The 26,760-nt window shown below is 67.1% G+C and carries 24 protein-coding genes and 1 tRNA gene; 14 read left to right on the forward strand and 11 right to left on the reverse strand.

Translation table 11 applies throughout. From position 1 onward, the window contains the following. Positions 1 to 63: 63 nt before the first annotated feature. Complete coding sequence (locus METLW4_RS0114245; RefSeq protein WP_018266894.1) at positions 64 to 747, reverse strand: type 1 glutamine amidotransferase domain-containing protein; 684 nt, start codon at positions 745 to 747, stop codon at positions 64 to 66. Between the two features lie 178 nt (positions 748 to 925). Here METLW4_RS0114245 and METLW4_RS0114250 point away from each other — a divergent pair, with 178 nt between their 5' ends. The 7 genes from METLW4_RS0114250 to METLW4_RS0114280 all read left to right on the forward strand — a co-directional run bounded on the left by METLW4_RS0114250 (position 926) and on the right by METLW4_RS0114280 (position 7,989). Next, positions 926 to 2,107, forward strand: a complete 1,182-nt coding sequence (locus METLW4_RS0114250; protein WP_026191516.1) for a (5-formylfuran-3-yl)methyl phosphate synthase — start codon at positions 926 to 928, stop codon at positions 2,105 to 2,107. Beyond that, the gene (locus METLW4_RS28320; RefSeq protein WP_018266896.1) at positions 2,085 to 2,864 is read left to right on the forward strand and encodes an amino acid kinase family protein; all 780 of its coding nucleotides are present in this window, start codon (positions 2,085 to 2,087) and stop codon (positions 2,862 to 2,864) included. The genes METLW4_RS0114250 and METLW4_RS28320 overlap by 23 nt, the downstream gene beginning before the upstream one ends. Beyond that, entirely contained in the window at positions 2,861 to 3,430 is a 570-nt protein-coding gene (locus METLW4_RS0114260; protein WP_018266897.1) for a flavoprotein, read from the forward strand. The genes METLW4_RS28320 and METLW4_RS0114260 overlap by 4 nt, the downstream gene beginning before the upstream one ends. After that, complete coding sequence (locus METLW4_RS0114265) at positions 3,423 to 4,817, forward strand: DUF6513 domain-containing protein (RefSeq protein WP_018266898.1); 1,395 nt, start codon at positions 3,423 to 3,425, stop codon at positions 4,815 to 4,817. The genes METLW4_RS0114260 and METLW4_RS0114265 overlap by 8 nt, the downstream gene beginning before the upstream one ends. 151 nt (positions 4,818 to 4,968) lie before the next feature. After that, the gene (locus tag METLW4_RS0114270) at positions 4,969 to 5,538 is read left to right on the forward strand and encodes a DUF447 domain-containing protein (RefSeq protein WP_018266899.1); all 570 of its coding nucleotides are present in this window, start codon (positions 4,969 to 4,971) and stop codon (positions 5,536 to 5,538) included. An 88-nt stretch (positions 5,539 to 5,626) separates the two neighbouring features. Further along, on the forward strand, positions 5,627 to 6,193 hold the full coding sequence (locus tag METLW4_RS0114275; protein WP_018266900.1) for a DUF4337 family protein: 567 nt from the start codon (positions 5,627 to 5,629) through the stop codon (positions 6,191 to 6,193). Positions 6,194 to 6,408: 215 nt separating this feature from the next. After that, complete coding sequence (locus METLW4_RS0114280; RefSeq protein ID WP_018266901.1) at positions 6,409 to 7,989, forward strand: ATP-binding protein; 1,581 nt, start codon at positions 6,409 to 6,411, stop codon at positions 7,987 to 7,989. Between the two features lie 5 nt (positions 7,990 to 7,994). On the opposite strand, the gene METLW4_RS0114285 is transcribed toward METLW4_RS0114280, so the two are convergent. From METLW4_RS0114285 to METLW4_RS0114300, 4 genes are all read right to left on the reverse strand, one after another. Next, positions 7,995 to 9,014: a hydantoinase/oxoprolinase family protein gene (locus METLW4_RS0114285; protein ID WP_018266902.1), complete on the reverse strand. Its 1,020-nt coding sequence runs from the start codon at positions 9,012 to 9,014 to the stop codon at positions 7,995 to 7,997. A 141-nt stretch (positions 9,015 to 9,155) separates the two neighbouring features. After that, positions 9,156 to 9,665 carry a formaldehyde-activating enzyme gene (fae, locus tag METLW4_RS0114290; RefSeq protein WP_018266903.1) on the reverse strand — a complete coding sequence of 170 codons (510 nt, stop codon included), beginning with the start codon at positions 9,663 to 9,665 and terminating at the stop codon, positions 9,156 to 9,158. A gap of 135 nt (positions 9,666 to 9,800) precedes the next feature. Beyond that, entirely contained in the window at positions 9,801 to 10,691 is an 891-nt protein-coding gene (locus tag METLW4_RS0114295; RefSeq protein WP_018266904.1) for an NAD(P)-dependent methylenetetrahydromethanopterin dehydrogenase, read from the reverse strand. A gap of 213 nt (positions 10,692 to 10,904) precedes the next feature. After that, positions 10,905 to 11,168 carry a hypothetical protein gene (locus tag METLW4_RS0114300; protein ID WP_026191517.1) on the reverse strand — a complete coding sequence of 88 codons (264 nt, stop codon included), beginning with the start codon at positions 11,166 to 11,168 and terminating at the stop codon, positions 10,905 to 10,907. Between METLW4_RS0114300 and METLW4_RS0114305 the strand changes: the two genes are divergently transcribed. Then, entirely contained in the window at positions 11,167 to 11,733 is a 567-nt protein-coding gene (locus METLW4_RS0114305) for a nuclear transport factor 2 family protein (RefSeq protein ID WP_018266905.1), read from the forward strand. The genes METLW4_RS0114300 and METLW4_RS0114305 overlap by 2 nt on opposite strands. 197 nt (positions 11,734 to 11,930) lie before the next feature. Continuing rightward, a complete protein-coding gene (rpmB, locus tag METLW4_RS0114310) occupies positions 11,931 to 12,230 on the forward strand; it encodes a 50S ribosomal protein L28 (RefSeq protein ID WP_026191519.1) in 300 nt (99 codons plus the stop codon). A gap of 201 nt (positions 12,231 to 12,431) precedes the next feature. Here rpmB and METLW4_RS28325 read toward each other — a convergent pair whose 3' ends face one another. Together METLW4_RS28325 and cobT are read right to left on the reverse strand one after the other, a co-directional pair. After that, positions 12,432 to 12,581 carry a hypothetical protein gene (locus METLW4_RS28325; protein ID WP_198033177.1) on the reverse strand — a complete coding sequence of 50 codons (150 nt, stop codon included), beginning with the start codon at positions 12,579 to 12,581 and terminating at the stop codon, positions 12,432 to 12,434. Positions 12,582 to 12,934: 353 nt separating this feature from the next. Beyond that, on the reverse strand, positions 12,935 to 14,863 hold the full coding sequence (gene cobT / locus METLW4_RS0114320) for a cobaltochelatase subunit CobT (RefSeq protein WP_018266908.1): 1,929 nt from the start codon (positions 14,861 to 14,863) through the stop codon (positions 12,935 to 12,937). A 269-nt stretch (positions 14,864 to 15,132) separates the two neighbouring features. On the opposite strand from cobT, the gene METLW4_RS0114330 reads away from it, so the two are divergent. Further along, the gene (locus METLW4_RS0114330; protein ID WP_018266910.1) at positions 15,133 to 17,616 is read left to right on the forward strand and encodes a putative bifunctional diguanylate cyclase/phosphodiesterase; all 2,484 of its coding nucleotides are present in this window, start codon (positions 15,133 to 15,135) and stop codon (positions 17,614 to 17,616) included. Between the two features lie 26 nt (positions 17,617 to 17,642). Here METLW4_RS0114330 and METLW4_RS0114335 read toward each other — a convergent pair. From METLW4_RS0114335 to METLW4_RS0114350, 4 genes are all read right to left on the reverse strand, one after another. Continuing rightward, a tRNA-Tyr gene (locus METLW4_RS0114335) sits at positions 17,643 to 17,727 on the reverse strand. A 140-nt stretch (positions 17,728 to 17,867) separates the two neighbouring features. Further along, the gene (locus METLW4_RS0114340) at positions 17,868 to 18,689 is read right to left on the reverse strand and encodes a transglutaminase family protein (RefSeq protein ID WP_018266911.1); all 822 of its coding nucleotides are present in this window, start codon (positions 18,687 to 18,689) and stop codon (positions 17,868 to 17,870) included. A gap of 48 nt (positions 18,690 to 18,737) precedes the next feature. Continuing rightward, the gene (locus METLW4_RS0114345) at positions 18,738 to 19,679 is read right to left on the reverse strand and encodes an alpha-E domain-containing protein (protein ID WP_018266912.1); all 942 of its coding nucleotides are present in this window, start codon (positions 19,677 to 19,679) and stop codon (positions 18,738 to 18,740) included. 42 nt (positions 19,680 to 19,721) lie between these two features. After that, positions 19,722 to 21,137 carry a circularly permuted type 2 ATP-grasp protein gene (locus METLW4_RS0114350; protein WP_371212331.1) on the reverse strand — a complete coding sequence of 472 codons (1,416 nt, stop codon included), beginning with the start codon at positions 21,135 to 21,137 and terminating at the stop codon, positions 19,722 to 19,724. A gap of 428 nt (positions 21,138 to 21,565) precedes the next feature. On the opposite strand from METLW4_RS0114350, the gene METLW4_RS0114355 reads away from it, so the two are divergent. From METLW4_RS0114355 to METLW4_RS0114370, 4 genes are all read left to right on the forward strand, one after another. Then, positions 21,566 to 21,889, forward strand: coding sequence for a hypothetical protein (locus METLW4_RS0114355; protein WP_018266914.1), 324 nt, complete (start codon positions 21,566 to 21,568; stop codon positions 21,887 to 21,889). A 133-nt stretch (positions 21,890 to 22,022) separates the two neighbouring features. Then, complete coding sequence (locus METLW4_RS0114360; protein WP_018266915.1) at positions 22,023 to 24,257, forward strand: carbohydrate porin; 2,235 nt, start codon at positions 22,023 to 22,025, stop codon at positions 24,255 to 24,257. 42 nt (positions 24,258 to 24,299) lie between these two features. Further along, on the forward strand, positions 24,300 to 25,316 hold the full coding sequence (locus METLW4_RS0114365) for a HupU protein (protein ID WP_043332789.1): 1,017 nt from the start codon (positions 24,300 to 24,302) through the stop codon (positions 25,314 to 25,316). Next, positions 25,313 to 26,758 carry a nickel-dependent hydrogenase large subunit gene (locus tag METLW4_RS0114370; protein ID WP_018266917.1) on the forward strand — a complete coding sequence of 482 codons (1,446 nt, stop codon included), beginning with the start codon at positions 25,313 to 25,315 and terminating at the stop codon, positions 26,756 to 26,758. The genes METLW4_RS0114365 and METLW4_RS0114370 overlap by 4 nt, the downstream gene beginning before the upstream one ends. The last annotated feature ends 2 nt before the right edge of the window (positions 26,759 to 26,760 follow it).

Below are 26,760 nucleotides of genomic sequence, written 5' to 3' on the forward strand. Positions count from 1 at the left end.
TTGCGGGAGAAGGTGACCCTCGCGTCAGCGAGGGTCGGATGAGGGTCCGCGCCTGAAAGAGCCTCACCCTTTCGCGAGCGCTTCCAGCAGCTTGCGGGCGGCCGGACCGGAGGACGCCGGATTCTGTCCGGTAATAAGCAATCCATCTTCCACCACATGCGGCGCCCAGTCCGCGCCTTTCGAGAACAGCCCGCCCTTCGCGCGCAGCTCGTCCTCCACCAGAAACGGCACGATCTCTGTGAGGCCCACGGCCTCCTCCTCGCTATTGGCGAAGCCCGTCACCTTTTTGCCCGCGACCAGCGGCTTTCCGTCCGGCGCGCTCACATGGCGCAGCACGCCCGGCGCATGGCAGACGAGGGCGACGGGCTTTCCCGCGCGGATGAAGGATTCGAGCAGCGCGATCGAATGCGCATTCTCGGCGAGGTCCCAGAGCGGACCATGGCCGCCGGGATAGAACACCGTGTCGAAATCCTCCTGCCGGACCTCGGCGAGCGGTACCGTCCGCGCGAGCTGCGCCTTCGCCGCCGCATCGGCCTCGAAGCGTCGCGTGAGGTCGGTCTGGAAATCCGGCTCATTGCTTTTTGGGTCGAGCGGCGGCTGGCCGCCCGCGGGAGAGGCCAGCGTGATCGTCGCACCGGCGTCCTCAAAGGCGTAATAAGGGGCGGCGAGCTCTTCCAGCCAGAAGCCGGTCTTGCGGCCGGTGTCGCCGAGCCGATCATGCGATGTGAGAACGATGAGAATTTTCATGGGGCCGCTCCGTCGTCTCGCTTTTTCGCGCAAGCGCTCGCCGGAAGATAAGGAGCCCAGCCGCGGGCTACCACTCGAATTCGCCTGCGGCGCCACTTGGATTTCGGAAGAATTTGCTCCACAAGCGTCCTGCCTCTCCCGTCGCGGGCCGAGGCGAGATCGAAAGAGCGCCTGATCGATGACCCTGATGTTGACGAGCGTCGCCAGCGTGGCGGAAGCCGAGATCGCCGCCGCCGGCGGAGCGGACGTCATCGACTGCAAGGACGCCGCCCGCGGCGCTCTCGGCGCTCTGCCTTCGGCCGAGATCGCGGCGATCCTGCGCGCCGTCGCCGGCCGCCGCCCCGTCAGCGCCGTCGTCGAGCTGCCGCATGATCCAGCCGTGGCGCGCGCGGCGATCGAGGAGACCGCGGCGCTCGGCGTCGCTTTCGTCAAATTTGCGCTGCCGGCGACGCCGGACGCCGATGCGCTGATCGCGGCTCTGGCGCCGATCGCGCAGCGGGTGCGGCTCGTCGCCGTGCTCTTCGCCGATCTCGGGCCGGACCTCGACGTGCTGCCGCGCCTCGCCGCGGCGGGCTTCGCCGGCGCGCTGCTGGACACGGCGCACAAGGGCAAGGGAAGGCTCATCGAGCATTTCGACATTGGCGCGCTCTCCTCCTTCGTCGAGCGCTGCCATGCGCTCGGCCTCGAGGCGGGGCTCGCCGGCTCGCTGGAGGCGCCGGACGTGCCGCGCCTTCTGGTGACGGGCGTCGATGTGATGGGCTTTCGCGGCGCCCTCTGCCGCGACCACGACCGCAAGAGCGCGCTCGACGCCACGGCCGTCGCGCTGATCCGCGACCTCATCCCCGGCGGCCCGGCGCGGGCGAGCGGCAAGGGCTCGGCGCTCGCCGCCAATGTCGATTGGTCGCTGGTGGTCGGCCACGGCTATCTCGAGAGCCGCGAGCGCACGCGCGAGATCGACCATGTCTTCGTGCGCGATCTCGTCATTCCGGTCGAGATCGGCGCCTATGATTTCGAGCGCGGCCGCACGCAGCGCGTGCGCTTCAACGTCGATGTCGATGTGACGCGCGTCTCCGCCGGCGGCGACGACATGCGCAATGTCTTCTCCTATGACGTCATCATGGACGCGATCAAGATGATCCTCGCCTCGGGCCACATAGAGCTCGTGGAGACGATCGCCGAGCGCCTCGCCGAGCTGGTGCTGCGGCACGAGCGCGTGCAGGCGCTGACCGTGCAGGTGGAGAAGCTCGATGTCGCGCCGGGCGCGGTCGGCATTCGCATCCGCCGCGAGCGCCAGGCCGAGACCGCCAAGGTTCACAACCTCTTTCCAGGCCTTCCCGATGCCGCCGAGCCCGAGCGCTGAGACGCCGCCTCTCGTCGTCAAGCTCGGCGGAAGCCTCGCCGCCTCCCCCGCCTTGCGCCAATGGCTGGCGGCGCTGCGGCGCTATCCCGGCCCTCTCGCCATCGTTCCCGGCGGCGGCCCTTTCGCCGACGCCGTGCGCAGCGCGCAAGAGGCGCTGCGCTTCTCCGACGCGGCCGCGCATGACATGGCCATAATGGCCATGGAGCAATATGGCCGCGCGCTCTGCGATCTCGAGCCGGGCCTCCGTCTCGCCGCGACGCTGCGGGAGGCGACGGCCGCGCATGCGCAGGGCGCGATCGCAGTGTGGAGCCCGGTTGCGATGACGCGCGCCAATCCCCAGATTCCAGCGAGCTGGGACATGACGTCCGACAGTCTCGCGGCCTGGTATGCGCATGAGGCGGGAGCGCGCGCGCTTTTGGTCATCAAGAGCGTCGACCCGATCGGGTTCAGCCCCCTCCCTCATGCCGAGGAGCGGCCGCAGGCCGCGTCTCGAAGCACGCGGGAGCCGGCGGCGCTGAGGCTTCCCTCGTCCTTCGAGACGCCTGCTTCGCAGGCTCCTCAGGATGAGGGAAGCTTCAGCGGCGATGCCATCATGGCGCAGTCCATCGTCGATCCCTGCTTCGCGCAATATGCGCGCGGGCTCGACGTCTTCATCGCCGGCCCCGCGGCGCTGCGGGAGGCGGAAGAAACATTGGCGCACGGCGGCCTTCCCGGCGCGCGCTTCGATTTCACCAGAGAGCAAAGCATCGCATCATGAAAAAGGTCGTCACGCCGCGCTGGGGCTGGGCGCTCACCGGCTCGGGACATTTCTTCACCGAATGTCTCGACATCATCCGCTCGCTCGACCATGTCGATCTCTTCGTCAGCAGAGCGGCGGCGGAAGTCATCCGCATGTACAAGCACAGGCTCGAGGACATGCCGGACCATGTGCGCGTGTTCAAGGACACGACGGCGAGCTCGGTTCCGGTCGGCGGCTTCTATCACAGCTATTACCACACGCTGATCGTGGCGCCGGCGACCTCCAACACGGTCGCCAAATTCGTCTATGGCATCTCCGACAATCTCGCGACCAATGTCTTCGCCCAGGCCGGCAAATGTCGCGTGCCGACGGTGGTCTTCGCCTGCGACACGGCGCCGGAGCTGGAGACGCAGGCGCCCGACCGCAAGGTGATGGTCTATCCGCGCCGCGTCGACCTCGAGAACACCGACAAATTGAAAACCTTCGAGGGGACGCAGGTCGCCGAGAGCCTCGCCGCCCTGCACGAGGCCGTCGAGCGCCGGCGCCGCGAGCTTTCCGCTCGGGAGCCGATCGGGAATGTCTGAGCGCCTGCTGTTCCTCACCGGCCATCTCGCCCTGCCGCGCCTCGAGCGCATGCTGGCGGGCTTCGGCGAGGAGGCGAGGGACTGGCGCATCCACGACATAGGCGTGAAGGTCGCGGCGCTGATGACGCAGGAGATCATCCTGCGCCGCCTGCCGCGCCCGCTCGCGGCCGATCGCGTCATATTGCCGGGCCGCTGCCGCGCCGATCTCTCCGCTCTCGCAGAGGCCTTCGGCGCCCCTTTCGAGCGCGGGCCGGAGGAAATCGCCGATCTTCCGGCGTTCTTGGGCAAGCGCGGCGGCAAGGCCGATCTCACGCGCCATGACATGCGCATTTTCGCCGAGATCGTCGACGCCTCCATCATGAGCGTCGCGGAGGTCGTCGCGCGCGCGACCATGCTGAAAGAGGCGGGCGCCGACGTCATCGATCTCGGCTGCCTGCCGGACACGCCCTTTCCGCATATGGAAGAGACGATCGTCGCGCTGAAAGCGCGCGGCTTTTCCGTCAGCCTCGATTCGGCGAAGCGCGAGGAGCTGGAGCGCGGCGCGCGCGCCGGCGCCGATCATCTGCTCAGCCTCGACGAGCATACGCTCTCCCTATTGCCGGATAATTCGCCGCTGGTTCCGATCCTCGTGCCCAATCCGCACGGCGATCTCGATTCTCTGCAACGCGCCGCGCGCATCGCGGAGCGACGCGGCGTTTCCTATATTCTCGATCCGATCCTCGATCCCATTCACTTCGGTCTCGCCGCCTCGATAGAGCGCTATGTCGAGACGCGCCGCCGCGAGCCCCAGGCCGAAATGATGATGGGCACGGGCAATCTCACCGAATTGACCGACGCCGATTCGTCGGGCGTGACGGCGGTTCTGCTGGGTCTGTGCTCGGAGCTGGACATTCGCCATCTGCTCACCGTGCAGGTGAGCCCGCACACGCGCCGCACGGTGCAGGAGCATGACGCCGCGCGGCGCATGCTGTTCGCCGCGCGCGCCGACGCCGCCCTGCCCAAGGGCTATAGCGACGCGCTGCTGCAAATCCACGATAAGCGGCCCTACGCCGCGACGCCGGAGGAGATCGCCGAGCTCGCGCGCGAGCTGCGCGACGACAATTTCCGCATAGAGGTCGCGGCCGACGGCATTCACATTTACGCGCGCGGCTTTCATCGCGTGGCGCAGGACGCCATGTCGCTCTTTCCCGAGCTCGGGGTCGAGAAGGACGGCGCGCACGCCTTCTATCTCGGCGCGGAACTGATGAAGGCGGAAATCGCTTTTCGTCTCGGCAAGCGCTATCGGCAGGACGAGCCGCTCGACTTCGGCTGCGCCTCGGATCGATCGCAGGAGGACGAGACGCGCCAGCGCGAAGCCGGGCATACGCTGCGCAAGGCGAGGGAATGATGGATATCTCACGGGACGCGCCCCCTCCCTCACCCTCCCCCGCTTTGCGGGGCGTTGCGCGAAATCTCGATGAACCGCGGAATCTGCCCCCTCTCCCGCGCAGCGGGGGAGGGTTGGGGAGGGGGCGAGAGCCGAGCGGGAGCAGCGCCCGATGCCGATGATCCGCGAATGCGTCGTCACCACGGTCGGCCCCACGGGCCAGCATCACATCGCGCCGCTCGGGCTCATAGAGGACGGCGAGTTCTGGGTCATCGCGCCCTTCCGCCCCTCGACGACGCTCGCCAATCTCGAGGCCGCGCCTTTCGCCACGGCGAGCTTCATCGATGATGTGCGCATCTTCGCCGGCTGCGTCTGCGGCAGGAGCGGCTGGCCGATGGAGCCGGTCCCCGATTGGCCGGCGCCGCGCCTTGCCGCCGCCCTCACCCACGCCGAATTGGAAGTCGTCCGTAACGAGGCCGACCCGCAGCGGCCGCGCTTTTTCTGCCGGATAAGAAAAATCGTCCCCCACAAGCCCTTTTTGGGGTTCAACCGCGCGCAATCGGCGGTCGTCGAGGCCGCTATTCTGGCGACGCGGCTCGGAATGCTTCCCCGCGAAAAAATCGACACAGAATTGGCCTATCTCCGCATAGCGATCGACAAGACGGCCGGAGCCGGAGAACGCGAGGCGTGGGAGCTGGTGACGGCCAAGATCGAGGCTTATCTTCAAACGCAGTCGGAATGACCGATTCGCCCCTCGGGGGCGGAACGGCGCGGCGCGCCGGCGGCTCGCTCGATTAAATTTCGACACAAATTTTCACGAAGGATGGACCATGTCCGAAGCTATGACGACAGAGCATCTCGAGCATGCCGAGCACGCCGAGCACGTCGCCCATGAAGGCACGCCCTTCATGACGCAAGTGTCGCTGACGATCGCGATATTCGCAGTGGTCGCAGCGACCATCGGCAGCCTGGAGACGATCGAGACCGCCGCCACGCTCGGCGCGCAGAACGCCGCCGCGCTGAGCCAGAGCAAGGCCAGCGATCAATGGGCCTTCTTCCAGGCCAAGAGCATCAAGAAGAGCGTCAATGAGGCGGTCTCGAAGCAGGGCGGCCCGCAGGCCGATCAGCTCTCCCGCGAGGCCAAGCGCTATGACGACGAGAGCAAGGCGATCAAGACCGACGCCGAGGCGCTCGAGCATCGCGTCGAGGAGCATTTGCACGAGGCCGAGCATCACGAGCATCGCCACCATATTCTGACCATGGCGGTGACGCTGCTGCACGCAGCCATCGCCATAGCGACGATCGCGATCATCACCCGCGGCCGCAAATGGCCGTGGTATTCCGGCCTCGCTCTCGCCGCCTCTGGCGTTCTTCTCGCCGGCTACGCCTATATTTGAGCGTGGCGCTTCGGCCGGGCCCGCGGCGCAGCGTCGCGGACGCCCCGGCCGAAGCCGGCCCGAAATCCGCGCATTGCCGGTTTTCGTTCTTTATTTCGTAGATTTGTCTCGTTTTTCGCGACGAACGGCCGGCGCCGAGCCCGTCTCGTCGCCAGCGGAGCGCGGGTTGCTTTTTCAGCCGCCATTGCAATCTCTCCGCTTGTGGAGTGCTTCCGATGTTTGCATTGAGCGAATGGCTCTTCGGCGTCGACAATTTGACGCCGCATGGTTTCTGCCTCCTCTGGGAGCCGGGCCTGATCTGGCTCTTCGCGATCTCCGACGGCTTGATCGCGCTGGCTTATTTCTCCATCCCGCTGGCGCTGGTCATCATTGGGCAGAGACGCGCGGATCTCGTGTTTCGGCCATTGCTCTGGCTGTTCGCCGCCTTCATCCTGCTCTGCGGCGCCACGCATTGGCTCGATGTCGTGACCTTGTGGAAGCCGATCTATGGCGTGCAGGGAGTCGTCAAGGCGGCCACGGGGCTCGCCTCGCTCGGCACCTCGATCGCGCTGTGGTGGTGGCTGCCGAGCTTTCTCGCTCTGCCCTCGCCCGATCAGCTGCGCAGGGCCAACGCCGCGCTGCGGGAGAGCGAGGAGCGCTTGGCCCATGCGCAGAAGATGGAGGCGATCGGCCAGCTGACGGGCGGCATAGCGCATGATTTCAACAATGTGCTGCAGGTAGTCATCGGCTCGCTCGGCGTCATAGAGCGGCAATTGGCGCGCGGGCGCGCCGAGGAGATCGGCCCCTCGGTGGCCGCCATTCGCAAGGCGGCGAGCTCGGCCTCCAATCTCATCGATCGCCTGCTCGCCTTCTCGCGCCGGCAGACGCTGCTGCCGCGCGTCATAGAGCCGGACAGGCTGGTCGTCGGCCTCGAAGATATGCTGCGGCGCACGCTCGGCTCCGGCGTCGAGCTCGATCTGCGGCTCGGCCGCTGCCGGCGCAGCGTCGTCTGCGATCCGTCGCAGCTCGAGAGCGCGCTGCTCAATCTCGCCATCAATGCGCGCGACGCCATGCCGGCCGGCGGCGTGCTCGAGATCGCGACGGCGGATCGCCGTTTGGCCGCCGACCCCGCCGACCCGGATCTCACGCCCGGCGATTATGTGGAGATCAGCGTGAAGGACAATGGCGCCGGCATGAGCCGCGAGGTGCTGGCGCATGTCTTCGAGCCTTTCTTCACCACCAAGCCGACGGGGCGCGGCACTGGCCTCGGCCTCTCGCAGATTTATGGTTTCGTGAAGCAGTCCGGCGGCTTCGTGCGCATCGACAGCGCGCCGGGAAAAGGGACCAATGTGCGCCTCTATCTGCCCGGGCGCGATCAGAGGGAGGTCCAGCCGGCGGAGGCGGCTGTCGTGGAGCAAAAGCAAGGCTGCCCTGCCGCGCCTTGCGGAAAGATGCTGCTCGTCGAGGATCAGCTGGAAGTGCGAATGCAGATCGCCGACACGCTCGAGGAGATGGGCTGCGAGGTCATAGAGGCCGATGACGGAAACGCCGGGCTGAAGGTGCTGGAGTCGGAGCAGAGCCTATGTCTGCTGGTCACAGACGTCGGCCTGCCGGGCGTCAGCGGACGCCATCTGGCCGAAGCCGCCCGCGCCGCCCACCCTGATCTGCCCATATTGCTCATCACCGGCTATGCCGGCAAATCGCTCGACAGCCTCGATCTCGCATCGAACATCGAAGTTCTGCGCAAGCCCTTCACCCTCGAGGAGCTGACCGAGCGCGTGCGCATTCTGCTGTCGCGCGCCGCGGCCGCGGAATAATCCGCTCAGCCGGAGGCGAGCAGCGCGACCGCGCAGGCCGGCGCGCAATCGGCGGCGGCGCTCGCGGCCTCCGGGACCGCATCGATGAATTCGGCGATGTCGCGATAGGCGCGGCCTTCGGAGAGAGCCAGGCGCGCGACGAGCGCGCGGCCGACGCCGGCGCCGATGATGGGCGCGTCTTCCGCCACCGCCGCGCGCGAGCGCAGCAGCGCGATCTGATCCTCGATCGAGCGCATTTGCGCGCGGGCGAGAAAATCGGCGAAGGCGCGCCATTGGGCGGGCGAGGCCTCGGCGGCGTCGCGGCCCGCGAGCCGGGCGAGGCGGGCGATCGACTCGGCGACGCTCTTGCCGCGCCCGTCCGCGGTCGGCTCGGCGTCCTCTGCGGCGAGATCGCCGGTCACGCGGCGCACATCGGCCATGGTCGCGAAATTCTCGCGCGCCGGCGGCGTCCAGCGGCCCGCAAAGGGCGCGAGCGTCACGCCGGCGAGCGGATCGCCGCGCGAGAAGCCCGTATAGACCAGCTCGCCATTGGCGAGGCGCTCGGCGTCGCCGCCGCCGATGGCGCCGACGCGGCCGCCGGAAATAGGAACGAGATCGGTCGTCGTCGAGCCCATGTCGACGAACAGCGCTTGCGGGAGGCGCCGCGCGACCAGCTCCGCGCTCGCCCGCCAATTGGCGGAGGCGATGGCCTGCGCCGCGCCGCGAACCTCGGCGAAGGGCAGGAAGCCGCCATCGCCGGCGTAGAACAGCGCCTCGCCCTTCACGCGCCGGGCGACCGCGGAGGCGATCGCGGCGACACCGGCGGCGCGCGTCTCGAACGCGTCGGAGAGCTCGGCCGTCATGGTGATGGCGAAACGATCGGCCGAGCCGAGCCGGGCGGCCGCCTCCTCTATCGCGCCCTCGAGCCGCGCGAGGCCGTAATGCGGATTGCAGGGCAGCAGCAGCACCTCGACGATCCGCCCATCGATGGCGCGCGCGGCTTTGAGATGCGCGCCGCCTATGTCGAAGCCGATGACGCTGGCCATGAGCCTTTCCGTTTCGATCGCGCCCCTCACCCCTACCCTCTCCCCGCAGGCGGGGAGAGGGGGAATTCTGCGCGCGCCCTCAAAAAGCAAAAGGGGAGCCGCGAGCGGCTCCCCCGAAGATATGCGATCCGGTCGGAGCCGTCAGTTGGCGCCGAAAGGATGCTTGACGTCGTTGCGCTTGGCGACGACCTCGGCGGCCTTCGGCTCGCCCTTGATGGCGCGGGCGATGGCTTCCTTGGTGGCCTGATAGTTGTACTCTTGGATCTTCTTGTCGTCGTTGGCGTCCCAATGGATGAACACGCCGACCGAGATGAAGAGGTCGTCGGCCTCGGCGAGCGGGATCACGCCCTCGGCGACCGAATCGGCGACGGCCTTGGCGACGCCGGCCTGCGCCGGTCCGAACATCTGAACGGCCTGCTTGGCGTTCTTGATGGTGACCTTGTTGAAGAGGATCGTGTTCGGCTTGGCCAGCAGGTTCGGCGCGACGACGGCGAGCAGAGTGGTGAAGCCGTCCTTGTTGTTGACCAGCGCATTGGCGAAGGCGGTCTCGGCGGCGCTGCCGCGCGGTCCGATCAGCAGGTCGATGTGAGCGACCTCATTGCCTTCGCCGACGAGCGACTCGCCGACCAGAAGCTTGTTGATCACGGCCATTTTCTTTTCCTTATGGCTTATCGCTGGGGGAATCCGAGCGAGGGAAGACGAGCCGCCGTCATCAATCATTTTCGCATGACAGCGGCAAGTCGGGACGAAACCGTCGGGACGAGGCCCGATCCAGATTCGAGCGGCTCAGAGCAGGCTGCGCGCCAGCGCGAAAGCGTGGCGGAAGTCGAGACGCAGCGGCTTGTCAGAAGTGGTCATCTGCTTGAAGAGACCGGCCTCCGTTCCGTATTTGATGTCGCCGATGGCGAGCGCGCCGATGCCGAGCGCGCCCGACGGCAGCTCGACGCCCTTGTCGTGCAGCTTGACGCCCTCGACGCCGAGCGGCGGCACGGCGTTGACGTCCGCGGCGATGAGCAGCGATTTGGCGGCGGCGAGATCTTCCGCGGACAGAACCTGCACGCCGGCGCGGGCCGCGCAGAGCGCGATCTCATGCTCGACGAGAAGCGCGCGCACCTGCTCGGCCTTGCTGCCGTCGGCGGGCGTCACCTTCACGCCGAAGCGCTTCTCGATCTCGTCGGCCTGGGCGGTCACGCGCTCGAGGCCGCTATAGCCGACGATCGTCACCTCGGCGCCCTCGAGCGCGGCGATGACGGCGGAGGAATAGCCGACGACGCCGGTCGCGCCATAGACGACGATCTTGGCGCCCTTGAGCTCGCGGCCCTTCTTGTCGCGCAGCACCTTCTCGACGAAGGCGACCATGGCGCCGGCGGTGGTGAAGGAGCCATAGGGGTCGGCGAACAGCGAAATCTCGAAGGGCTTCAGCAGCGCCTTCTCGGCGGCGTCCAGCATGTCGAGCGCGAGCACGGCGTCACGGCCGGCGAAGAAAATTCCGGTGCGCAGGGCGGCCGAGGGCGCGCGGGAGAACATCGCGTCCTGCACCAGCGCCGTCACCTCGTCGAGAGTGACATTCGTATAGGGGACCGCCACGTCGAAGCCCGCGTCGAGCGCCATGTTGACGTCGAACGGGCTCATATGCTTCAGCGTGCTCAACATATGAAGGATCGATTTGGCGGCCATGGGAAATTCCTAACCTTTCTGTCCTTGCCGGCGTGCGAGCGCGCTGCGCGCCCTGCGTGACGCTCGAGCTTAGCCAAGCTTTCGGATGAGCGATACCGGGACGGCGGGCGCGGGCGGAGCCCGGTCTCGAATGGCGAGACGCATAGACCGCAGAACGGGACGAATGTCCAGCCTATTGTCCCGACGCTGGACAGCGCAGGCGCGGCGGCCGCCTCAATAGCCGAAAGGCGAGGACCCGAAGGAGGAGCCGGCGCCCGGCGGATCGAAACGATAGCCGTCGGCGCCCCAGACCGGCGCCGGGCGAACGGGCGCGGCATAGGCGGGCGCAGGAGCTGCGTAGGCAGGAGCGGCGTGGACAGGAGCGGCGGCCGGCGGCGGCGCATAGGCCGGACGGCGGGCGGAGCGCCTGGCCTCGGCGGGAGCGGCGGCGACGAGCGCGCCGGCGAGCAGGACGATCGCAAAGCCGCCGATTTTCATGATTCATGCCCCCATTGGCCGCAGATGCGGCTCCGCTGGGGAAAATCGGGCGGCGCAAGACGGCGTCAAGGCCTCGCGCGAGGCCTTATCCGCCAGCGCTTTTCTCGAGATATTTTATTGCCATCGGCTCGAGCTGAGCGCATTCTTCGCGCCCATGTCGGACGAGGCGTCTCTGCTCGCGGCCAACGCCGCTTATTATCGAGCCTTCGTCGCCGCGGACCTGGACGGGATGGCGGCGATCTGGGGCGATGAGGAAATCTGCTGCATCCATCCCGGCTGGCCGCCGATCTTCGGACGCGAGCAGGTGCTGGCCTCCTTTCGCGAGATTTTGCGCAATCCCATGCAGGACCCGGTTCTGCGCCGCAGCGAGCGCGCGCTGCTCAGCGGCTCCGAGGGACGCATCGTCTGCATAGAGATGGTCGGCCAGGCGGCGCTCGTCGCCACCAACAGCTTCCGGCTCGTCGATGGCGCGTGGCGGCTGGTGCATCATCAGGCGAGCCCGCTGATGGTCCAGAGCGAGCCGCCGCCCACCCCGCAGGCGCCGCCGACGCGCTCGCTGCATTGACGGCGGGTTCGCCGAAGCTTCACAGGATCGCCATGAAGGCGACATCGCCTGTTGACCTTTCGCCGCCCCTGCCTCTATAAGACCACCCAACCAAGGGCTCGCCCCCCGGGGCGCGGGGCCTTTGCGCGATTTTCATGTCATACGGCCATCGAATGGCGCGGCCTCCCGCGCTCTGCGCCGATCGAAAGGAAAAGACAATGTCCCGCCGTTGCGAACTGACCGGCAAAGGCGTGCAGACGGGCAATCTCGTCAGCCACTCCAACCGCAAGACGCGCACCCGCTTTCTGCCCAATCTGGTCAATGTGACGCTGGCCTCGGACGCGCTGGCGCGCTCCGTCCGCCTTCGCGTCTCGGCGGCGGCTCTGCGCTCGGTCGAGCATCGCGGCGGCCTGGACGGCTTCCTCGTCAAGGCGCGCGACACGGAACTCTCCGACGACGCCCGCGCGCTGAAGCGCGAGATCGTCAAGAAGTTGGCCGCCGCCCCCGCGACCGCCTGATCTCGACGGCCTCGGATGCGAGCCCTTGAGGCTCGCGGTCCAGGGGCCGTTTCGGACCGCGAGCCTTCAGGCTCGCTCTCATCCGGCTCAAAGACAATTAGACCCCGCGCCCTGGACAAGGGCGCGGGGTCTTTCCTGTTGCAGCCGCCCTTGCCGACACGAGCCCCCAGCCGCGCGCCGGCAATCGCTCCGGGCGGCGGGTCAGCCCCAGATCGACAAAGCTACGCTGAGCAGCAGGGGAAGGGTGGCCAGCGAGAAGATCGCGGCGACGCAGAGAACCCTCTGGACGTCGAGCGGTTCGTGAGACGCCGCGGGCAATCCCGCATTTCGAACTTTGCCAAAGGAAATCATACGCAACTCCCTCGTCACTCTCGGACGGCCGATCGCTCGGACATCCGATCGTCACTGCACGCGCACCAGACGGTCGCGCCGAAATATTAATGCAACAGCCGCCCTGAAGGTTCCCCCGCCGACTCGTTTTCGGCGCGGTTGAGCGCTGGTTGCGAAATTAACTCGATTTAAACTCATTCACCATTCGGTGAAATACGAGAGGCGATTCGCAGCGCGAACGGCCCCCTCCCCAGCCCTCCCCCGCTACCGGGAGAGGGAGCACATTTCGCGCTTCATCGACATTTCGCGTAACCTCGCCGCCTTCCCTCTCCCGCGCAGCGGGGAAGGTGAGGGAGGGGGCACTACGCGAGCCGTCACGGCGCCGTGGCGAGGACGCGCGGCCGCTGCGGCGCCGTGCGTTGCGGAGCGCGCGCCGGGGCAGGCGCGGCGTTCTCGCTGAACAGCTCGGCGAGCTTTTCCGTCATCGCGCCGCCCAATTCCTCCGCATCCACAATGGTCACGGCGCGGCGGTAATAGCGCGTGACGTCATGGCCGATGCCGATGGCGATCAGCTCGACGGGCGATTTGGTCTCGATCTCCTGAATGATGTGCCGCAAATGGCGCTCAAGATAATTGCCCGGATTGACCGACAGAGTGGAATCGTCGACCGGAGCGCCGTCGGAGATCATCATCAGAATGCGGCGCTGCTCCTGCCGCGCCAGCAGGCGGCGATGCGCCCAGTCGAGCGCCTCCCCGTCGATATTCTCCTTCAGCAGGCCCTCGCGCATCATCAGACCCAGATTGCGGCGCGCGCGCCGCCAGGGCGCATCGGCCGCCTTGTAGATGATGTGGCGAATGTCGTTGAGCCGGCCTGGGTTCGGCGGCTTGCCGTCGGCGATCCAGCTCTCGCGCGATTGGCCGCCCTTCCAGGCCTTGGTGGTGAAGCCCAAAATCTCCACCTTCACGCCGCAGCGCTCCAGCGTGCGGGCGAGAATATCGGCGCAGGTCGACGCCACGGTGATCGGCCGGCCGCGCATGGAGCCCGAATTGTCGAGCAGCAGCGTGACCACCGTGTCGCGGAAATTCGTGTCCTTCTCGCGCTTGAAGGAGAGCGGCTGCTGCGGATCGATGACGACACGCGGCAGGCGCGCGGGATCGAGCATCCCCTCCTCGAGATCGAACTCCCAGGCGCGGTTCTGCTGCGCCATCAGCCGCCGCTGCAGGCGATTGGCGAGCCGCCCGACGACAGAGGAGAGATGCAGGAGCTGCTTGTCGAGATAGGAGCGCAGGCGATCGAGCTCCTCGGCGTCGCAGAGATCCTCCGCCTTCACCGTCTCGTCGAAGCGCGTGGTGTAGGCCCTGTATTCGCCGCCGGAGCGATCGGACGAGGAGGTCGGCGGCCGCCGCGTCTCCATCGCCTCGTCCACATCGCCGGAGTCGATCTCCTCCAGCATCTCGCTGTCGAGAATTTCGGCGGCTTCGCTCTCGCCCTTCTCCAGCGCCTCCTCGGAGGCGGTGGCGGTGTCCATCTCGGAGGAGCCGGACTGCTTGTCCTCCTCGGTCTCCTCGCCCTCGGCCTCGTCGGGATTTTGCGGCTGGTCCTCGCTCGGCTCCTCGGCGTCCTCCTCGCCGCCCGCGCTCTCTCCCTCGAGCTCGAGGGACGCGAGCAGGCGATGCGCGAGCTGCGCGAAGCCGCGCTGATTCTCGAGCGCCGAGACGAGCTTGTCGAGATCGGCGCCGGCGCGCTCCTCGATCCAGGGGCGCCAGAGATCGACCGCCTTGCGGCCATGCGGCGGCGGCGCGATGCCGGTCAGACGCTCGCGCGCGATGAGCGCCAGGGCGTCCTCGAGCGGCGCGTCCTCGCGCGTCTCGATCTCCGAGAAGCGGGCGCGCTGATAGCGGTCGTCGAGCATGGCGCCGATATTGGCGGCGACGCCGTCCATGCGGCGCGAGCCGATCGATTCGACGCGCGCCTGCTCCAGCGCGTCGAAGGCGGCGCGGGCGTCGGGCGACTGCGGCTGCACGCGGCGATGCACAGTCTCATCATGGCAGGCGAGACGCAGAGCGATGGAATCGGCGTGGCCGCGCACGATGGCGGCGTCATGCGCGGTGAGCTTACGCGGCGGCTCCGGCAGGCGCGCCTTGGCCTTGTCGTCGGCGCCGAGCAGCATGGCGCGCTCCGGCGAGAAGGAGACTTCCAGCTCCGCGCGCTTGGCCATAGCGCGCATCGCGCCGGCGACGGCGCGCTTGAACGGCTCCTGCGGAGCCTCCTTCGGCGAAGCTGGTTTGCGATTGGATGCCATGGAAGTCCGTTCGATCGTTAGCTCTGCGTCCGCCGCGGGCGAATGCGCCTATATAGCCTATGCCGGATCGGCAGTTATGAAAATCGGCGAAGACGAAATCCCGCGCGAATTCCCGCGGCGCCCGAGTTTCTCCTTCGCTATCAGCGATTTGGGACTCCATGTGACGGGCGGATGACATGATCTCAACATAAGCTATTGAAATTTTTACTGTTTTTTCAAAGCTTCCGGTCAGTTTCTCGCGCCGGAAGCCCCCGAATCCGAGCCGAGCCATGCATGAGACCGCCTCCCGATATGGAGTCGTCACCGAATTTCGCGACGTCGACGCGCTATGCTTCAAATGGCAGGTCGAGGCGCCGGACGGCGGCCTGCCGCCTTATGAGCAGATCGCCCTGGGCAGCCTCGGCCGGCTCGCCGACGATCTGGCGCTGGCGGCGCGCGGCGCGGATGGCGGCTTCGCCTTCTCCTACGGCGGCGGCGCCTTCGAGGCCTGGCTGGGCGCGTCGCTGCGCGGCCTGCGGCTCGATGCGCTGGAGCGCAATTACCGCGACGCCATCGGCGAGGCGCTCGAAGCGGCGGAGGCGAGCGGAACGCCGGCCGCGGCCATCGCGCGCAGCATTCGCGGCGGGCTGGTGCAGACTTGCGAGATCGTCGCCTTCCCAATGTCGAGCCATTGGGGCGCGACGCTGTTTCTCGTCTTCGCGCGTGAGCGGACCTCCAAGCATGATCTCGTCGACGCCATCTATCGCGCCACCGACGGCGGGCTGACGACGCTCGCCGCCGTCCACTCCGGCCGCGACATCGTCGATTTCGTCATTGTGAGCCTCAACGCCAGCGCCAGCCGGCTCTTCGGCGGCGCGGAGCGCGATCTGCAATGGCGACGCATCAGCGAGATCGTCCCGGCCTGGATGAGCGACGGGACCTTCGAGCGCTTCGCCGCCATTTTCCGATCGGCGCGGCCCGACACATTCGAGGTCTCGCATCGGTCGGCCGAGGGCGGCGCGCGGCATTTGCGGCTCTCCGCCGCGCCCATGGGCGATCTCGTCGGCGTGACGCTCACCGACGTCACGCCGCTGAAGGCGCGCGAGGCCTCCTTCCGCCTGCTGTTCGAGAGCAATCCCATGCCCATGTGGGTGCATGATCCGCAGAGCCTGCGCATCATGGCCGTCAATGACGCGGCGGTCGCCCATTACGGCTACGCCCGCGAGCGCTTCCTTCGCGCCACCTTGCTCGACCTCTATGCGGAGGAGGAATGGCCGGCGGTGCAGATCGCCCATGAGAGCCCGGCCAATCGCCGTCCCTCGGACCGCATATGGATCAATCGCACAGCGGAGGGACGCGAGATAAAGGTGCAGAATTACGCGCGCGAGATCGCCTTCGACGATCGTCCGGCGATATTGCTCGCCATCGTCGACGTCACCGAGCAGCGCGAGCAGGCCGCGCGCATCGCCCATCTCGCGCATCATGATCCGCTCACCGGCCTCGCCAATCGCGCGCTCTTCCGCGCGCGGCTGACCGAGGAGCTGCAGCGGCTCGACAATGGCGCGGCGAGCCTCTGCGTGCTCTATCTCGATCTCGACGGCTTCAAGGATGTGAACGACGCCTTCGGCCATCCGGTCGGCGATCGGCTGCTGATCGCCGTCGCCGAGCGTCTGCGCGAGACTCTGGCGCCGGGCGATATGGTGGCGCGCGTCGGCGGCGACGAATTCGCCATTGTCCAAGCGGGCGCCGGAGCGAGCGAGGCGGACCGTCTCGCCGAGCGCATCGTGAGCGCGGCGAGCGTGCCTTATGAGGTGGACGGCCATGTGGTGACGGTGGGCGCCAGCGTCGGCGTCTCGGTCGCGCCCATCGACAGCGGCGACGCCGACACGCTGCTCAAGAACGCCGACATAGCGCTCTACCGCGCCAAGGCGGACGGGCGCGGGCTGCATCGCTTCTTCGAGCCGGAGATGGCGGCCTCCATTCTCGTGCGGCGCACGATGGAGGCCGATCTGCGCCATGCTCTCGCCGCCGGCGAGTTCGAAATCTATTATCAGCCGCTCATCGACATTGTGACCAATCGCATCGTCGCCTCGGAGGCGCTGCTGCGCTGGTTCCACCCGATGCGCGGCTCGATTTCGCCCAATGAGTTCATCCCGCTCGCCGAGGAGACCGGGCTCATCACGCCGATCGGCGAATGGGTGCTGCGCGAGGCCTGCCGCGAGGCGGCGAGCTGGCCGGAGCCGATCGGCGTCTGCGTCAATCTCTCGCCCGCGCAATTTCGCTCGCGCTCGCTGGTGCAGTCGGTTCTATCGGCGCTGGCGGCGAGCGGCCTCGCGCCGCAGCGGCTCGAGCTGGAGATCACCGAATCGGTGCTGCTCGCCGAAAACCACGCCAATCTCGCCGTGCTGCATCAGCTGCGCGGCCTCGGCGTGTGCATATCGATGGATGATTTCGGCACCGGCTATTCCAGCCTCAGCTATCTGCGCTCCTTCCCCTTCGACAAGATCAAGATCGACCGCTCCTTCGTGAAGGAGCTGCCGGAGAATCAGGAATGCGGGGCGATCGTGCGCGCAGTGGCCGGGATCGGGCAGTGCCTCGGCGTCGCCACCGTGGCCGAGGGCGTGGAGACGCATGAGCAATTGGCGCGGCTGCGCGCGGAAGGCTGCACGCAGATGCAGGGCTTTCTGTTCAGCCGCCCGACGCCTGCGGCGGAGCTGCGTCGCATGCTGGAGGGCGACGGCGAGATCTGGACGAAGGCAATGAGCGCTGCGTGAGCTCTGCGCCGCGGCGAGAGGGAGAATGGTGGGGGAAGTAGGACTCGAACCTACGAAGGCATAGCCAGCGGATTTACAGTCCGCCCCCTTTGCCGCTCGGGACATTCCCCCAGCTTCTCGACGGACCCTAGAGGATAGGTCCCGCGAGCGACGACCCTGTGAAGGGCCGGTGAAGCAGGGCGCATATGGGGAATTTGCGTCCCCGCTGTCAACCCGAAAATGACCGAAGGCGTCGCCGGCCCGTCGCCGGCTCAGGACTGGCTCTGCGACTGGCCCTGGGCGCGGGCGACGCTGACGCGCACTTCCGCCGTCTCGTCGCCGCCGCCGGAATGGGCGGCGCGAATCGGCGCGGCGCCCAGATGATCCAGCGCCACGGCCACGCGCACATAGCTCTCGTCTGGCGAGGCGCCGCGCGTCGGGTCGAAGCCCACCCAGCCGAGCCCCGCCACATGCGCCTCCGCCCAAGCGTGGACGGCCGCGCCGGCGTCCGCGCGCAGCGCATAGCCGGAGACATAGCGCGACGGAATCTCGAGACTGCGCGCGCCGGCGATGAAGACATGCGCCGCATCCTGCGCCGAGCCGCGGCGACGCGCGAAGATGTCGGAAGCCGCGACGGCTCCGCTGGTCGGCTCCTCCGCCACGACGAAGGCCTCGTGGAGCGCGCCGACCAGCGCATGGAGCTTGGCCAGCGTCTCCTTCTCGCGCGCCGTCGCCGCCAGCGCGAAATCGCAGATCGCGTGATCCGCCTCGGTCAGCGGCGTCTCGCGCAGATAGAGCTCCGGCGGAAAACGCTCGATCGCGCCGCGCGCGACGCCCGCGGTGTCGAAGGTCTCGACCGCGCCTTCGACCACGGTGGTCAGCGCCTCGAGCGGCCCCTCGACATAAATGCTGTGCACGACATTGCCGAAGGCGTCCTCGCAGGCGCGCAGGCGGCAGTCGCGATCGACGTCGATGCGCCAGTCGAGAACATGCTGCCCGTCGTAATTGCGCGGGGTGAGCGCCAGCTTCTGAATCGCCGCCTTGGCCGGCTCCGCGTAACGATAGATCGTCTCGCGCCTGACTCTTATGTGCATCTTACACCGCAAAGGGAGCCGGAAACGCCGGCTCCGCCACATCTCATTCTAGAAAAGATACTGCTCCGACACCAGAGCCCCCAGCCGATGATTATCGGCGATGAAGCTCTGAATGAAATCATGCAGGCCGTTGTGAAACACATTCTCTATGGTCGCATGCTCGAGCTGGCCGAAGACGGTGCGGGCGTGGCGCTGCGCCGGGCCTTGCTTGCCGTGCGATTTGCCGAGGCGATCGAGATTCTGCACCACGCTCTCATAGCAGGCGATGAGCGAGCGCGGCATCTCCGGCCGCAGGATCAGGAGATCGGCGACGAGCCAGGGCTTCAGACTGTCGCGATAGACCCAATGATAGGCGGTGTGCGCGGAGACGGCGCGCAATATCGCCGTCCATTGGAAATAGTCGAGCGAGCCGCCGACCGCCTCCGTCTCCGGCAGCAGCACGTGATATTTCACATCGAGCAGACGCGCGGTGTTGTCGGCGCGCTCGAGATAGAGGCCGACGCGCGAGAACCAATAGGCGTCGTTGCGCAGCATGGTCCGATGCGCGCCGCCATCGTAAGCGGCGGAGACCTGCTTCACGAAATCGAGAAAGCGCGTCACCTCCTCGGCGGAGCGGCTCGCCTGCTCGAAGGCCTTGAGCTCGAGGAAGGCGCCATTGATCGCCTCCCACATCTCGACAGTGAGCGCGGTGCGCACGGCGCGGGCGTTGACGCGGGCGAGCTCGATGCAATTGCGGATCGAGCTCGGATTATCCGGCGAGAAAGCCAGAAATTGCGTGACATTGGCCTCGTCGACCGTCAGCCCCGCCGCGTGAAAGGCGGGCGCGGCGCCGGAGGAGAGCAGCGCGCTCTCCCATTCCGTCTCCACGCCGCCATAGGCGCGGGGAAGCGTGGCGAGGCGCCGGGACGCCTGCAGTATGCGCGCGAGGAAATCCGCGCGTTCCATGTATCGGGCCAGCCAGAAGAGGTTGTCGGCGGTGCGTGAGAGCATGAGATCCCGTCGTTTCGGCGCGCTGTTCTTACTGTGAATTCGTCATGCGCGCGCGAGCGGCGCATCGTCGATGATCCATGTGTCCTTGGTTCCGCCGCCTTGGCTGGAGTTCACGACGAGAGAATTCTCCGTCATGGCGACGCGCGTCAAGCCGCCCGGCACCACGCTCGCGCCATTCGGACCATAGAGCACGAAGGGTCTGAGATCGACATGGCGGGGCGCGACGCCGCTCGCCACCGACACCGGGCAGGTGGAGAGGGCGAGCGTCGGCTGGGCGATGAAATTGGTGGGATTGTCGGCGAGCTTGGCCGCGAATTCCGCGATCTGCGCCTTGGTGGCGTGCGGGCCGACCAGCATGCCATAGCCGCCGGAGCCATTGACCTCCTTCACCACCAGCTCGCCCAAATGGTCGAGCACATAAGCAAGCGCCTCCTTCTCGCGGCAGCGCCAGGTGGGGACATTCTTCAGCAGCGGCTCCTCGCCCAGATAGAAGCGGATCACCTCCGGCATATAGGTGTAGATGGCCTTGTCATCGGCCACGCCCGTGCCGACTGCATTGGCGAGCGTCACATTGCCTGCATGATAGGCGCCCATCAGACCGGCAACGCCCAGAGCTGAATCGGGGCGGAAGGCCAGCGGGTCGAGGAAGTCGTCGTCCAGGCGCCGGTAGATCACATCGACGCGGCGCGGCCCCTCGGTCGTGCGCATAAAGACGACATCGTCCTTGACGAAGAGATCGCGTCCTTCGACCAGCTCTATGCCGAGCTTGTCGGCCAGGAAGGAATGCTCGTAGAAGGCCGAATTATATTGGCCGGGCGTCAGCAGCACGCTCACCGGATCGGCGCCCGCCCCGCGCGGCGCGGCGGAGCGCAGAGTGGCGAGCAATTGATCGGGATAATTCTCGATCGGCGCGACGCGATGCAGCCCGAAGAGATCGGGCAGCAGGCGCATCATCACCTCGCGATTTTCCAGCATGTAGGAGACGCCGGAAGGCGTGCGGGCGTTGTCCTCCAGCACATAGAAGCCGTCGTCGTCGGTGCGGATGATGTCTATGCCGGCGATATGCACGAAGATGTCGTGCGGCACGCGGCGTCCCGCCATCTCCGGCCGAAAGGCGGGATTGCGATAGACGAGCTCGGACGGCACCACGCCCGCTTTCAAAATCTCGCCCGGGCCATAGAGATCGGCGAGAAACAGATTCAGCGCCTTCACGCGTTGAATCAGGCCCTTCTCGAGCTGCGCCCATTCGGCGCGGGCGATGATGCGCGGCAGAATGTCGAAGGGAATGAGCCGCTCGGTCGCCTCCTGCGAGCCATAGACCGCGAAGGTGATGCCGATGCGCCGGAACAGAAGCTCCGCCTGCGCCCGGCGGGAGGCGAGAAACTCGGGCTCCACTGAGGTGAGCCATTTGGCGAGCTTTTCATAAGGAACGCGGGTCACGCCGTCGACGCCGTCCATCTCATCGAATTTCGCCACCTTCGAAAGCACGTTCTCGCTCTCCCTCGAGGTTTCGGCGCGCCGGACGATGCGCCTTTGCGGCAGAGCATGGCAAGAAGCGAGCCAGACGGCTCGAGCGTCGCCGAAACCCTTTTCGACCTGCTCCGTCTTCTAATCCGTTTGTCGTTGACAAGCCATGCGGCGCGCCGCAAAACCAAGAGCGTCGGCGCGATTTTCGAGTCGCTCGGCGATCCACACTTGCGAAGGACTCATGGGCAGTAGCCTCGGCGACAGCCGCCTCGGCGCAACCGCAGCAGCCTCGTCTGCGCGCGTCGCGCCTCACACAGAAGCCCGCGGCCGAAAGGACCGCGTGAGAGGCGTCGCCAGAGCCTAGCGCTCCCCCGCCGCTCACGCCTTCGGCCGCCACAAAGGCCAGAAGGACGAGAGCGATGAAGATGTTTTCCCGCCCCTATGCGACCCTCCGCCTGCGCTCGGCGCAGAGCGGCGTCACGCCTATCGCCGCGCCGGCGGAGCTGCGCGATCTGCATCTCGCCGGACGCCGCACGCGGCCGCGCGCCGCATGGGCGATCGACGCCGCGACGCGCCGGCCCGTCTGCCTCTGGGACAAGGAGACCGACACGCCCGGCCGCGCCGAGGACGAGGATGCGCAGAGTCGCCAGCGCGGCTTTCCGCATCGCCGGGCGCGCTTCTTCCGATGGAGCCGCGAAAGCCCATCCGCATATCTCGCATCGCGCGCGATCGGATTGCGATAGAAGGCGCTTCCATCGTCATCAAAGCTTCATGACGCTGAACTGTAAAGGCTCCGCTCGTACGTTTTTCTCTTTCGCGCGTGCGACATGAAACTCTGCCAATATGCGAATCGCATAGAGAACGAACGACGAGCCGATGCATTTCCGAATTCTCGCCGCTCTGGCGACGCTGACTCTCGCGCTCCAATGCGCGAGCCCGTCGACCGCCGCCGACAAGCCGTCCGATACGTCCGCCCCGCCCGCCTTCACATGGGCCGGACTGCATGTCGGAGTGAACGCCGGCGGCGGCCTGCCCATTGCGAGCGGCGGAACGCTGGAGGCCGGCAGCGGCTTCACGAGCCGGGCCTTCGACCTCGCGGCGCCGAATCGCGATCGCGCCGGAGCGAGCTTCGGCGCGCAGATCGGCTATGACTGGCAGCACGGGCCTTGGGTCTATGGCCTAGAGACCGATTTGAATTTTCTCGGCCTGCGCCGCGCTTCCACCGGAATTTTTCCGGCGCCCGCCGCCTATCGCCCTCTCGGAATCACGGCCTATGGGCTGACCTCGGACGAGAATGGCGATTACTTCGCCAGCATTCGCGCGCGCCTCGGCTACGCCTTCGACCGCACGCTGCTCTACGCCACTGGGGGAATCGCCGCCGGCGGCTGGCGCGGCGCGTCCAATCTCGTCTTCTATGGGGCGGGGCCGCTCGGCCTGTTCTTCGCGCCGCTCTCCAAATCCTCGCGCATGAAATATGCGATCGGCGGCGGGATCGAGCAGACGCTCGACGACCATTTCTCGGCGCGGCTCGAATATCTCTTCGTCAATCAGCAATTGCAGAACCGCGTCTACGACAATAATTCCTCCTTCCAATTCGCCGCGCGCCAACGCAGCGAGGCGCATGTGATGCGTCTCGGCCTGAACTACCGCTTCGATCCGCAGGAGGAAGCGCGCGCAGACGTCAAGAGCGACGACGAGAAGACGTCCGACGCGGCCAAGAGCGAGGACGCCGCCGGCGACGACAAGGCGAAGAAGCGCGGCGAGAAAGGCAAGCGCGGAAAAAAGGCGAAGGACGAGAAAAAGAAAGACGAGAAGGACGACAAGAAGAACGAGGAGATCTACAGCTTCCACGGTCAGACGACCGCGGTCGTGCAGGGCTATCCCAAATTTCCGGCGCTCTATTCCGGCTCGCACAGCTTTCCGCCCAAAGGCCTCGCCGACGCCGGCTCGACGAGCAATCTGTTCTTCGGCATGCGCGTTTGGGACGGCGGCGCCGTCTATCTCAATCCCGAGGTCGACATGGGCTATGGCCTCGCCAATTCCGTCGGCGCCGCCTCTTATGTGAACGGCGCCGTCGCAAAAGTCGGACGCGCCGCGCCCTATATGCGCTTCCAACGCTATTTCCTGCGCCAGATCATCGGGCTCAATGGCGGCGAGAAGGTCGAGGACCCCGAGACCGGCTCCTATAACGAGGTGCTGGAATCGACGCAGAATCAGCTGTCGGGCAAGGTGGACAAGGATCGTGTGATCCTCACCATCGGCAAGTTCAGCGTGCCGGATATTTTCGACGACAACAAATACGCCCATGATCCAACGACGGGCTTCTTGAACTTCGGCGTCAACACGCTCGCCGCCTTCGACTACGCCGCCGATTCCTGGGGCTACACCTATGGCGCGGCGTTGGAGTGGAAGCAGGATTGGTGGACGGCGCGCGGCGGCCTGTTCCAGCTCTCCGAGATTCCCAACGGCCCCTATATCGAGCCGCAGATCGGCCGCCAGTTCATGGGCGTCGCCGAATTCGAGGCGCGCTACGATCTCCTCGAGCAGCCGGGCGTGATCAAATTTCTGGCCTTCGCCGACAATGGCAATCTCGCCAAGGTGCAGGACGCCATCGACTTCGCCTATCTCACCGGCAATTTTCCGCCGGACGTCAACAATCCATGGATTCGCAAGCGCCATGTGAAGGTCGGCGGCGGACTCAATGTGCAGCAGCAGCTCTCCAAGGAGGTCGGCGTCTTCCTGCGCGCCAGCATGTCCGACGGACGTTTCGAGACCGTGGACTACACCGACATCGACCGCTCGCTCTCGGTCGGCTTCACCGCCGCCGGCGCGCTGTGGGACCGCGACAAGGACGAAATCGGCGGCGCCATGGTGTTCTCCGGCCTCGCCGGCCCGCGCGTGAGCTATTTCGGCCTCGGCGGAACCAGCGTCTATATCGGCGACGGCAGGCTCTCCTACGCCGGCGAGAAAGTGCTGGAGACCTATTACAAATACAACGTCCGCGACGGAGTCGAGCTGACGCTCGACTATCAGCTCATCGGCAATCCCGCGCATAATTCCGCGCGGGGGCCGGTCAATATCTTCGGCCTGCGGCTGCACGCGCAATTTTGACGATTTGGGCGTCTCGGCCGATTGTTCTACAATTGGCTGGTGATGACCAAGGCGCGCGACGATTTCACTCTGCTCTGGCTGCAGGCGGGCAGCTGCGGCGGCTGCACCATGGCGACGCTGGAGCGCGGCGCCGCCGGCTGGTTCGAGGAGCTGCGCGGCTTGGGCATGCGCCTGCTCTGGCATCCGAGCGTGAGCGAGGAGACCGGCGAGGAAGCCCGCGCCATTCTCGCCCGCGTCGAGCGCGGCGAGCAAAAGCTCGGCGCGCTCTGCATAGAGGGCTCCATCCTCCACGGGCCGGAGGGCACCGGCCTTTTCAACAAGCTCTCCGGCACCGGCCGCAGCATGCTGGATTGGGCGCGCGCGCTGGCGCCGCGCGCCGATTATTGCGTGGCGGTGGGAAGCTGCGCCGCTTTCGGCGGCGTGCCCGCCGGCGCGCCCGACCCCACGGGCGCCAGCGGGCTGCAATATTCCGGCGTCGATATCGGCGGGGCGCTGGGGCCGGATTATCGCTCGGTCAAAGGGCTGCCGGTCGTCAATGTCTCCGGCTGCGCGCCGCATCCGGGCTGGATCATGGAGACGCTGCTCGCGCTCTCGCTCGGCCGCTTCACGCAGGCCGATATGGACGATTACGGCCGGCCGCGCATTTTCGCCGACCATCTCGCCCATCACGGCTGCAGCCGCAATGAATTCTACGAGTTCAAGGCCAGCGCCGAGGATTTCTCCGAACGCGGCTGCCTGATGGAGCATTTGGGCTGCAAGGCGACGCAGGCGGTCGGCGACTGCAATCAGCGCGCATGGAACGGCGGCGGCTCCTGCACCCAGGCGGGCTCGACCTGCATCGCCTGCACCTCGCCGGGCTTCGAGGCGACCCGCGGCGTCCATCGCACGCCCAAGATCGGCGGCATTCCCGTCGGCCTGCCGCTCGACATGCCCAAAGCCTGGTTCGTCGCGCTCGCCGCCCTCTCCAAATCGGCGACGCCCAAACGCGTGCGCGAGAACGCCCGCAGCGACCATATCGCCCGCGCCCCGACGCCGGGCTCTGAAAAGAAGAAGCCATGAGCCGCATCGTCGTCGGGCCGTTCAATCGCGTCGAGGGCGATCTCGAGGTGACGCTCGACGTCGAGAATGGCGTGGTGCGCGAGGCGCGCGTCTCGGCCTCGCTCTATCGCGGCTTCGAGCAATTGCTGCTCGGCCGCCCGGCCGCGGACGCGCTGGCGATCGCGCCACGCATCTGCGGCATTTGCTCGGTCTCGCAATCTCTGGCCGCCGCCGCCGTGCTGCGCGCGGCCCAGCCGATCGCGCCTGCGCCCAACGGGCTGCTCGCCACCAATATCGCCCATGCGGCGGAGAATATCGCAGACCATCTCACGCATTTCTACATCTTCTTCATGCCGGATTTCGCCCGCGCCGCCTATGCCGGCCGGCCCTGGCACGGCGCCGCGGAGGCGCGCTTCAAGGCGGTCTCCGGCGCGGCGCTGCGCGAGGCGCTGCCGGCGCGCGCGCGGCTGCTGGAGACGATGGGGCTGATCGCCGGCAAATGGCCGCACAGCCTCGCCTTCCGCGCCGGCGGCGTGACGCGGGCGCTGGCGCTGGGCGACGAGATGCGGCTGCGCGCCCTGCTCGCGGATTTTCGCGGCTTTCTCGAGCGCACGCTCTTCGCCGCGCCGCTCGAGGCCGTGACCGCCCTCTCCTCGATCGAGGAGCTCGATCGCTTCGCGGACAGCGCCGCCGGCGATTTTTCCGCCTTTCTGCGCATCGCGCGCGATCTTCGCCTCGAGGAGATGGGACGCGGCCCTGGCCTGCTGCTCTCGGCCGGCGCCTATCTCGGGCCGGAGGGCCATCGCTTCCCCGCCGGCCTTCTCGACACGAGGACGGGCGGGCTGCGCGAGCCGCCGCTCGATCACATCGAGGAGGATGTCTCGCATGCCTATATGCGCGACACCGCCGCCGATCCTGCGCGCGCCGACACGCTTCCCGACATTCACCGCGAGGGGGCCTATAGTTTCGCCAAGGCCCCGCGGCTCGAGGGCCGCGCGGTGGAGGTGGGCGCTCTGGCGCGCCAGGCCGTCGCCGGCCATGCGCTGATCCGCGACCTGCTCGCGCGTGGCGGCCGCTCCACCGTCCTCGCCCGCATCGTCGCGCGCGTCCTGGAGATTGCGCTGCTCACGCAGGCGATGGAGGATTGGACGCGCGCGCTGGCGCCGAACGAGCCCTATTGCGCGCCCGACGCGCCGCTCGCCGACGGCGCCTTCGTCGGCTTCGTCGAGGCGGCGCGCGGAACGCTCGGCCATTGGGCGACGTTCCGCGACGGTCAGATCGAGCGCTATCAGATCATCGCGCCCACGACCTGGAATTTCTCGCCGCGCGACGCCGCCGGCACTCCCGGCCCGCTGGAGCAGGCGCTGGCCGGGCTCGATGTGGGCGACGAGGGCGCGACCAATGTCGCGGTGCAGCATATCGTGCGCTCCTTCGACCCCTGCATGGTCTGCACGGCGCATTGACT

The organism is Methylosinus sp. LW4 (assembly GCF_000379125.1).
Classification (GTDB): Bacteria; Pseudomonadota; Alphaproteobacteria; order Rhizobiales; family Beijerinckiaceae; genus Methylosinus.

Bases quoted from the DNA above. Each gene is read 5' to 3' on its own strand.
- METLW4_RS0114245 (WP_018266894.1), bottom strand. From the start codon at position 747: ATGAAAATTCTCATCGTTCTCACATCGCATGATCGGCTCGGCGACACC.
- METLW4_RS0114250 (WP_026191516.1), top strand. From the start codon at position 926: ATGACCCTGATGTTGACGAGCGTCGCCAGCGTGGCGGAAGCCGAGATC.
- METLW4_RS28320 (WP_018266896.1), top strand. From the start codon at position 2,085: ATGCCGCCGAGCCCGAGCGCTGAGACGCCGCCTCTCGTCGTCAAGCTC.
- METLW4_RS0114260 (WP_018266897.1), top strand. From the start codon at position 2,861: ATGAAAAAGGTCGTCACGCCGCGCTGGGGCTGGGCGCTCACCGGCTCG.
- METLW4_RS0114265 (WP_018266898.1), top strand. From the start codon at position 3,423: ATGTCTGAGCGCCTGCTGTTCCTCACCGGCCATCTCGCCCTGCCGCGC.
- METLW4_RS0114270 (WP_018266899.1), top strand. From the start codon at position 4,969: ATGCCGATGATCCGCGAATGCGTCGTCACCACGGTCGGCCCCACGGGC.
- METLW4_RS0114275 (WP_018266900.1), top strand. From the start codon at position 5,627: ATGTCCGAAGCTATGACGACAGAGCATCTCGAGCATGCCGAGCACGCC.
- METLW4_RS0114280 (WP_018266901.1), top strand. From the start codon at position 6,409: ATGTTTGCATTGAGCGAATGGCTCTTCGGCGTCGACAATTTGACGCCG.
- METLW4_RS0114285 (WP_018266902.1), bottom strand. From the start codon at position 9,014: ATGGCCAGCGTCATCGGCTTCGACATAGGCGGCGCGCATCTCAAAGCC.
- fae (WP_018266903.1), bottom strand. From the start codon at position 9,665: ATGGCCGTGATCAACAAGCTTCTGGTCGGCGAGTCGCTCGTCGGCGAA.
- METLW4_RS0114295 (WP_018266904.1), bottom strand. From the start codon at position 10,691: ATGGCCGCCAAATCGATCCTTCATATGTTGAGCACGCTGAAGCATATG.
- METLW4_RS0114305 (WP_018266905.1), top strand. From the start codon at position 11,167: ATGATTCATGCCCCCATTGGCCGCAGATGCGGCTCCGCTGGGGAAAAT.
- METLW4_RS0114300 (WP_026191517.1), bottom strand. From the start codon at position 11,168: ATGAAAATCGGCGGCTTTGCGATCGTCCTGCTCGCCGGCGCGCTCGTC.
- rpmB (WP_026191519.1), top strand. From the start codon at position 11,931: ATGTCCCGCCGTTGCGAACTGACCGGCAAAGGCGTGCAGACGGGCAAT.
- METLW4_RS28325 (WP_198033177.1), bottom strand. From the start codon at position 12,581: ATGATTTCCTTTGGCAAAGTTCGAAATGCGGGATTGCCCGCGGCGTCT.
- cobT (WP_018266908.1), bottom strand. From the start codon at position 14,863: ATGGCATCCAATCGCAAACCAGCTTCGCCGAAGGAGGCTCCGCAGGAG.
- METLW4_RS0114330 (WP_018266910.1), top strand. From the start codon at position 15,133: ATGCATGAGACCGCCTCCCGATATGGAGTCGTCACCGAATTTCGCGAC.
- METLW4_RS0114340 (WP_018266911.1), bottom strand. From the start codon at position 18,689: ATGCACATAAGAGTCAGGCGCGAGACGATCTATCGTTACGCGGAGCCG.
- METLW4_RS0114345 (WP_018266912.1), bottom strand. From the start codon at position 19,679: ATGCTCTCACGCACCGCCGACAACCTCTTCTGGCTGGCCCGATACATG.
- METLW4_RS0114350 (WP_371212331.1), bottom strand. From the start codon at position 21,137: ATGGACGGCGTCGACGGCGTGACCCGCGTTCCTTATGAAAAGCTCGCC.
- METLW4_RS0114355 (WP_018266914.1), top strand. From the start codon at position 21,566: ATGAAGATGTTTTCCCGCCCCTATGCGACCCTCCGCCTGCGCTCGGCG.
- METLW4_RS0114360 (WP_018266915.1), top strand. From the start codon at position 22,023: ATGCATTTCCGAATTCTCGCCGCTCTGGCGACGCTGACTCTCGCGCTC.
- METLW4_RS0114365 (WP_043332789.1), top strand. From the start codon at position 24,300: ATGACCAAGGCGCGCGACGATTTCACTCTGCTCTGGCTGCAGGCGGGC.
- METLW4_RS0114370 (WP_018266917.1), top strand. From the start codon at position 25,313: ATGAGCCGCATCGTCGTCGGGCCGTTCAATCGCGTCGAGGGCGATCTC.